The organism is Cohnella sp. GbtcB17, from assembly GCF_019091135.1.
Classification (GTDB): domain Bacteria; phylum Bacillota; class Bacilli; order Paenibacillales; family Paenibacillaceae; genus Cohnella.
Genome location: NZ_JAGXJW010000100.1, coordinates 1 through 6,617, shown reverse-complemented (window position 1 = coordinate 6,617; position 6,617 = coordinate 1). Strand labels below are relative to the sequence as shown.

At 63.1% G+C, this 6,617-nt stretch carries 6 protein-coding genes and 1 pseudogene; all 7 read right to left on the bottom strand.

Annotation, left to right across the window (positions count from 1 at the left end):
- Positions 1 to 117: 117 nt before the first annotated feature.
- The gene (gene cysK, locus KVT38_RS31980; RefSeq protein WP_217597806.1) at positions 118 to 1,044 is read right to left on the bottom strand and encodes a cysteine synthase A; all 927 of its coding nucleotides are present in this window, start codon (positions 1,042 to 1,044) and stop codon (positions 118 to 120) included.
- A 192-nt stretch (positions 1,045 to 1,236) separates the two neighbouring features.
- The gene (locus tag KVT38_RS31975; RefSeq protein WP_254639714.1) at positions 1,237 to 1,986 is read right to left on the bottom strand and encodes a class II aldolase/adducin family protein; all 750 of its coding nucleotides are present in this window, start codon (positions 1,984 to 1,986) and stop codon (positions 1,237 to 1,239) included.
- A gap of 33 nt (positions 1,987 to 2,019) precedes the next feature.
- Positions 2,020 to 3,360, bottom strand: a complete 1,341-nt coding sequence (locus KVT38_RS31970; RefSeq protein ID WP_217597805.1) for an LLM class flavin-dependent oxidoreductase — start codon at positions 3,358 to 3,360, stop codon at positions 2,020 to 2,022.
- Between the two features lie 94 nt (positions 3,361 to 3,454).
- On the bottom strand, positions 3,455 to 4,534 hold the full coding sequence (locus KVT38_RS31965) for an ABC transporter substrate-binding protein (protein ID WP_217597804.1): 1,080 nt from the start codon (positions 4,532 to 4,534) through the stop codon (positions 3,455 to 3,457).
- Between the two features lie 58 nt (positions 4,535 to 4,592).
- The gene (locus tag KVT38_RS31960; protein WP_217597803.1) at positions 4,593 to 5,429 is read right to left on the bottom strand and encodes an ABC transporter permease; all 837 of its coding nucleotides are present in this window, start codon (positions 5,427 to 5,429) and stop codon (positions 4,593 to 4,595) included.
- A 16-nt stretch (positions 5,430 to 5,445) separates the two neighbouring features.
- Complete coding sequence (locus KVT38_RS31955; protein ID WP_217597802.1) at positions 5,446 to 6,288, bottom strand: ABC transporter permease; 843 nt, start codon at positions 6,286 to 6,288, stop codon at positions 5,446 to 5,448.
- 19 nt (positions 6,289 to 6,307) lie between these two features.
- A pseudogene (locus KVT38_RS31950) lies at positions 6,308 to 6,617 on the bottom strand (ABC transporter ATP-binding protein); the annotation flags it as partial.

The following is a 6,617-nucleotide window of genomic DNA, read 5'->3' as shown; positions in this document are numbered from 1 at the left end:
GCCGGCGCGGCGAGCGGCTGCGAGGCCGCTCCCTTGCCGCGCCGCGCATAAGCCGGAACGCGGTAAGCGGGAAAAGGATGATACAGCGGATCGAAGTTCGTCAATACGCTCGCCCCCTCAATCCACGAACAGATCGGAGCTGAGATAACGCTCGCCGTTGTCCGGCGCGATGCACAGCACGCGCTTGCCCCTGCCTAGCCGGCGCGCCTCCCGGAGCGCCGTCCAGACGGCGGCGCCGGACGAAGGGCCGACGAGGATGCCTTCGAACGTAGCGATCTGCCTCGCCGTGCGGATCGCGTCCACATCCGATACCTGCACGATCTCGTCGTATATTTCCTGATTGATCACGGCGGGCACGAAGCCGGGACCCGCGCCGATCAGCTTGTGCGGTCCCGGCTTGCCGCCGGACAGTACGGGCGAGCCTTGCGGCTCGATGACGACGATACGGATGTCCGGCAGCTTCTCCCGTAGCACTTCCCCGGTGCCCGTGATGGTCCCGCCGGTGCCGGCGGCCGCCACGAACGAATCAAGCTGCCCGTCCATTTGCTCCAGAATCTCCAGCGCCGTCGTCGTCCGGTGAATCGCCGGATTGGCCGGATTCTCGAACTGCTGGGGCACGAAGCTGCCCGGGATCTGCCGCTGCAGCTCCAGCGCCTTGCGGATCGAGCCTTGCATCCGTTCGTTCGCCGGCGTCAGCACGACTTCCGCGCCGTATGCCTTCAGGATGTTGATGCGCTCCTTGGTCGCGTTGTTCGGCATCGTAATGACAAGCCTGTAGCCCTTGGCCGCCGCGTTCATGGCCAGCCCGATGCCGGTGTTGCCGCTGGTCGGCTCGATGATCGTGGCGCCCGGCTTGAGACGTCCCGACTTTTCCGCGTCGGCGATCAGGTTGAACGCCGCCCGGTCCTTCAGGCTGCCGCTCGGATTGAAATATTCGAGCTTCATATATACTTCCGCGTCGCCCTCGCTGACGAGCCGGTTCAACCGCACCGCCGGCGTCTCGCCGATCAGGTCCGTAATGCTGTTCACTCTTTTCGAAGCCATAGGTGTTCCTCCTGAATTCCGTCCGGCGTGTCCGGACCGGTCTATTGGACTTGCGGCGTATCGTACAGCCGGCTGTACATCCCCTTCTTCGCCATCAGCTCGTCGTGTATCGATGCTGCTGCTTCGTCCAGGATGAGGATCGACGGATCCGACAGCACGGCGCGGGCGATAAGGCAGCAGCAGGCGCATGCTTTAATCCAACAGGTCCGGCTGCTCTCTTACGATCGCCTGGTAATAAGGCTGGAAGTTGAGCCATCCGAACTGCTCGCCCGTGCGGTCCGCGATCGCCTGGGCATGCTTGTCGCCGATCAGCGTCGGCTCGCCGGCGGCTTGGGCCAGCAGTTGGGCCTGGCTCGCCTTTTCGAAGGACACGAACCAGTACGCGGCTTCGTCGACCGTCTTGCCGAGCGACAGGATGCCGTGGTTTTTAAGCAGCACCGCCTTGTTGTTGCCGACCGCCTGCGCCAGGTTGTCCCCTTCGCCGCGCTCGAAGCTGTCGTAGATCGAGTGGCTGTTGTAAAAGACGGCGGCTTCCGCCGTCAGCGGATCGAGCAGCCGGCCGAAGGTGGACCAGGTGCGTCCGTAGATCGAATGCGTGTGCGCGGCGGATACGATATCCGGGTTGTCGCGCAGGATCGGCAGATGAAGCTGGATGCCGCCCGGATGGACCAGGCCGCGTCCCTCGACGATCTGGCCCTCGAAGTTCATGAGCACGAGATCGCTCGCCTTGATGAGGCCGAAGCTGAGGCCGAACGGATTGGTCCAGTAATGGTCGGTCTTGATCGGATCGCGGGCGGAGATATGGCCCATGACGCCCTCTTCGAAGCCGAGCTTGGCGAAGACGCGGAAAGCGGCGGCCAGCCGTTCCTTGCGGTGCTGCCGTTCGTCCTCGGGATTCGCGAACTGCGGACGCTGATTGATGGTTAACGGATCGATAGCCAAGTCGATTCCTCCTCTATATGAGCGATATGCGCGTTACTGTACGACCGCCTGCCGTCTTTCCAGCGCGTAACGGTTTTCCGGAAACGAGATGCCCAGGTTGCCCCGGAGCGTGTCCGACTCGTACTCGGTGCGGAACAGCCCGCGGGCCTGCAGCAGCGGCACGACCTGATCGACGAAGTTCCGCAGGTTCGCGTGCGAGCCGCCCAGGATAAAGCCGTCGACCGCGCGCTCCTCGAAGAAGCGGGCGATCTTGTCGGCGACGAATTCGGGCGTGCCGACGAAGTCGCCGCGCGGGTTGGTCGCCCGCAGCGCGAGCTGCCGGAGGGTCAGATTCTCCTCCTTGGCGATGCGCAGGTAATATTCCGCCGTCGAGCGGAAGCTGTCTTTGCCGATGTCGCCGAGCTCCGGAAGCGGTTCGTCGAGCGGGAACTGCGAGAAGTCGAAGAAGCTGAAGTAGCGGCTCAAATACTTGACGGCGTATGCCGGATCGATGAAGCGGTTGCCCTCCTCGTAGAGGCGGTTCGCTTCTTCCTGCGTCGCGGCGACGATCGGCTGGATCGACGGGAACAGCAGGAGCTCGTTGGGATTGCGGCCGTACGCGGCCGCCCGGTCCTTGATATCCTTGTACTGCGCCTGCGCCTTGGCCAGGTTGCCGGACTCCTCGAAGCTCGAGAACACCGCGTCGGCGTACCGCGCCGCCAGGTCCCTGCCCGTCTCGGACGCGCCGGCCTGGAAAATGACCGGGTGCCCTTGCTTCGAACGCTCCAGGTTCAGCGGGCCCTGCACCTTGAAGAACTCGCCGACGTGGTTCAGCGTATGCAGCTTCTCGAGGTCGACGTATTCGCCCGTCTCCTTGTTGCGCGGAAACGCGTCGTCCTCCCAGGAGTTCCACAGCCCTTTGACCACTTCGATATATTCGGCCGCGATGCGGTACCGGAGCGCGTGATCGTGCAGCTTGTCGTGGCCGTGGTTGCGGGCGACGCCCTCGAGCGCGGAGGTGACGGCGTTCCAGCCCGCCCGGCCGTCGCTGATGATGTCGAGCGAAGCGAGCTGCCGGGCCGTTGTGAACGGCTCGCTGTAGGAGGTGGTGAACGTGCCCACAAGACCGAGATGCTTGGTGACCGCCGATACGGCCGCCAGCGCGGTCATCGGCTCGAGCCGGCTGAGGAACGGAATCGTCGAGTCTTTGGTAATATAAGCGGAGTCCGCGATAAAGCCGAAGTCGAACTTGCCTGCTTCGCCAATGCGCGCGTACTCCTGATAGGCTTCGATGCTGACCGCGCCGTCCGCGCGCACGCCCGGCTCCCGCCAGTGTCCGCCGCCGCCCTGCAGGAAGATGCCGAACCGAATCTGTCTATTGCCGCCGTTAGCCATGTCTTAATTCCTCCTCGGTTAAATCGTTAATGAACTGAACAGTTAATGGCATCCTTAAGTGGCTTAAGTACCGTGGAATAAGCCTCAGCTTCGGTTAACGAACGATCCACTCGTCGATATTGAAGTCCTTCTTGGCCAGCTTCTCCGCGATGAGGAAGTCCTTGGACGCCTTGATGCGGCCGATGCCGTCTTCGGACAGCGCCTCGGCGGGCAGCGACTCGATCGGCTGGATCTCCTTCAGCACATCGACCGGCGTGCCGGTCTGATCGGACAGCCATGCGTAATATTCGTCCGGCTTGGCCTTGAGGTCGTCATAGGACTTCTTGAGCGCCGCCGTCCAGACCGTCTGGAAGCCCGGAAACTTGCCGAGATAATCCTCGGTCGCATAAACGACGCTGACGCTGAGCAGGCTCGGGATCTCCTTCGCCTGCGCCAGCAGCGGGTTGCCCTGCTGCAGCAGCTTGTAGCCGGAGTAATAGGTGCTTGTGATCGCATAGGCGTCGATCTCGCCGCGGAGCAGCGCCGCCTCGGTATCCGGGATGCTGTTGATGTTGATGACCTTGACGTCTTTATCCAGCTTCTTTTCCGCCAGGTAGCCGACGAGGAAGCGATACATCAGGGAGCCTTTAACGACGGCCACGGTCTTGCCCTTCAACTCGTCGACGGTTTGGGCGCCGCCCTTGCGGCCGATGAGAATCGAGTTGACTTCGGTATTGGTAAAGTTGACGAGGCGCGTCTTCGCGCCGGACGAGCGAGCCAGCAGCGCCGGCGTGTCGCCCGAGTTGCCGACGTCGACGCGGCCGCCGATGACCGATTCGTTCAGGTCGGGGCCGGTCTGGAACGGGACGAGCTTGACGTCCGTAACGCCGTACTTCTTCAGCTCCTCCTGGATGATGCCGGTATGGAAGCCCCAGCCTTCGACGCCGGCCGGAGCCTTCGTGCCGACGAAGCCGTAGGTCAACGTGGTGGTGTTGGCCGTCGCCGGAACGGCGGATGCGGATGCCGAGGCGGAAGCGGCGGCGGACGGCGCAGCCGAACCGGAAGCCGCGCCGGCGGCTGCATTGCCTTCGTTTTTGGCGCCGCAAGCCTGCAGCAGCAGCGTCGTGAGCAGCAGGGCACCGAGGCCCAGGCGGCCGGACGGATTTTTGAAAAACGAACGATGACGGTTAAACATGCGAATACCCCTCTCTAATGGTCGAAGCGTGAATGTAGGTAAAAAGAATGAATGATGTTTAGCTGCCGCCGAAGCTGTCCCGCCAACGCAGCAGTCGGCTCTCGATGGCCACGACGAGCGCGTCGATGAGCTTGCCGATGACGGCGAACACGATGACGCCCACGAAGATGACCTCGGGCTGGGAGTTCGTCTGCGCGTGGCTCATCAGGAATCCGATGCCCGTCTGCGAGCCGAGCAGCTCCGCGACGACCAGCGCCAGCCAGCCGTAAGCGATCGACAGCCGCAGCCCGGACAGGATGCCCGGCACGGAGGCGGGCAGGATCAACCGGACGAGCCGCTTGCCTCTCCCGAAGGACAGCACGCGTGCCACCTCGACGAGCTTGTTGTCCACGGTGCGAATGCTCTCTACCGTGCTCATATAGAGCGGAAAGAAAGCGCCGAAGGCAATGATGACGATCTTCGACGTCTCGCCGAAGCCGAACCATAGAATGATGAGCGGCGCTGTCGCCAGGCTGGGCGTCAGGCGCAGCAGTTGCATCGAAGGATCGAGTATTTTGCGCGCCGTCCGCGAAAAGCCGACCAGCGCGCCAAGCAGCAGGGCCGCGCCGGCGCCGTACAGCACGCCGATCGAGGCACGAAGCACGCTATACCCGAGCTGCTTCGGCAGCTCCCCCGAGACGGTCAGCCTGCCGAACGCTTCGGCGATGGCCGCCGGCGAGGGCAGCAGCAGCGGATTGATTCGGCCCGCGGCGCCGAACCATTGCCAGACGACCAGAATGGCGGCGGGCAGCAGCGCGGCCATCGTAAAATGAACCCAGACGCGGCTCCGGCCGGCCGGATCGCGCTTGCTCGGACTCGACACGCCGGCGCGAAGCGTTTGCGCTTGCTGGCTCATTTGCATCCCCCTTCTCTCATCCGTCGTGGACGTCGCGCCAGGCCAGCAGGCGGCGCTCCGCGAAGAGCACGACGAAATCGGTTATTTTGCCGAGCAAGGTGAACAGCGCGATGCCGACGAAGACGGTCGGCGTATCGCTCATCGCCCTGGCGTCCATCATCAGGAAGCCGAGGCCCGAGCTCGCGCCCATCATCTCCGCGACGACCAGGCTCACCCAGGCGATCGCGAGCGACAGCCGGATGCCAAGGATGATGCCCGGCACTGTCGCCGGCAGCACCAGCCGGACAATCTGCTTGAAGCGGCTGTAGCCGAGCACCCGCGCGACCTCGAACAACTTGTTGTCCGTATTGCGGATGCCGAGAAACGTATAGATGTACAACGGGAAAAAGCAACCTTTAGCGATCAGCAGAACCTTGGACGTGTCGCCGATGCCGAACCACAGCACGAACAAAAAGGTGACCGAGATGTGCGGGATCATCCGCACCATCTGGACCGTCGAGTCCAGCAGCCGTTCGACGCTCCGGGACAGCCCGACGAACAGGCCGAGCAGCAGGCCGAGTCCGGCACCAAGACCGAAGCCGGCGAACGTTCGGTACAGGCTGACGCCAAGGTTTTCGAACAGTACGCCCGAATTCCACAGCCATATGAATGATTCGCCGATGACCCGCGGCGTCGGGAAGAGCAACGGAGAGATCAGCTCCCTGTCCCCGAGCCCCTGCCAGACGAGGAGTACGGCCACGGGCAGCGCCGCGCCCCAGGCGAAGTCGGCCCATTTTCTCCGGTAGCCTCCCGCATTTCCCGGCGATCGTCCGCGCTTGGCGGAAGATGCCGCAGGCAGATCGGCTTGATCGACGCTCATGAATAGCCAGCCTCCTTCCTCATATGCCCGCCCCCGACTCGCCCCAGGACAGCTCCTCGATGCGCTCGAACTCGCTCAGCACCTTGTATCGCAGCTCCTGGAAAGCCGAGCTGGACTTTTTACGCGGATACGGCAGATCGACCTTGATTCGGCCACGAATCTCGCCCGGCCTCGGCTTCAAAATAACGATCTGGCTACCCAGGAATACGGCCTCGTCGATATCGTGCGTGACGAAGATCATCGTCGTACCGTTGCGCTTCCAGATGTCGAGCAGCACTTCTTGCATATGCGCTCTTGAGTAGGCGTCCAGGGCACCGAAGGGATCACCC